At 68.7% G+C, this 809-nt stretch carries 1 protein-coding gene; it reads left to right on the plus strand.

Going from position 1 to position 809, the window contains the following annotated elements:
- The coding region (locus tag BLA15945_RS37525) for an AMP-binding protein (protein ID WP_174994768.1) at positions 1-809 on the plus strand (809 nt) is incomplete at both ends.

Here is an 809-nt window from a genome sequence, read left to right on the forward strand (position 1 = left end):
GTTGCCGTGTGCGCCGAGCGCAGCGTCGCGATGGTCGTCGCGCTGCTCGCCGTGTTCAAGGCCGGCGGCGCTTACCTGCCGATCGATCCCGCTTACTCCGGTGCGCGGCTTGCCCATATCCTCGACGACGCCACGCCGACGGTCGTTCTCGTCGATCCGGTCGGACACAAGGCGCTCGCCGATGTGTCTTTGGCCACGCCCGCGCTTGTCGATATCAGTGTGGTCTCGCCGCCGTGGGGCGCGCACTCGCCGGACAATCTCCCACCGCTCGCGCGCGGACTGACGTCGCGTCATCTTGCCTATGTCATCTATACGTCCGGCTCCACCGGTACGCCCAAGGGTGTCATGGTCGAGCATCGGCAACTCGCCAATCTCGTGACGTGGCATATCGCACGGTTCGAGCTGCGCGCCGGTTCCCGCGTGCCGGCCACCGCCAGCCTGGCCTTCGACGCCAGCGTGTGGGAACTCTGGCCCGCGCTCTGCGCCGGCGCCGCGCTTCTGCTGCCCCCGGCGGGGCTGGCGTCCGATGCCGCAGCGTTGCTCGCGTGGTGGCGCCGGCAGTCGATGGACTGTGCGTTCCTCGTCACGCCGCTGGCGCTGCTCGCGATGCAGTCGGGCCTGCCGCACGGGCTGAAGTCGCTGCTGATCGGCGGCGATCGCATCACGACCCTGCCCGCCGGGTTGCCGCCGTCGCTGCGCATCGTCAACAACTACGGCCCGACCGAAACCACGGTCGTCGCGACCTCCGGCGAGCTTGAGCCGTCATCCGGCGAGGTAGTTCATTCGATCGGCAAGCCGATCGCCAATAC

The sequence above is a fragment of the Burkholderia arboris genome (assembly GCF_902499125.1).
Lineage (GTDB): Bacteria > Pseudomonadota > Gammaproteobacteria > Burkholderiales > Burkholderiaceae > Burkholderia > Burkholderia arboris.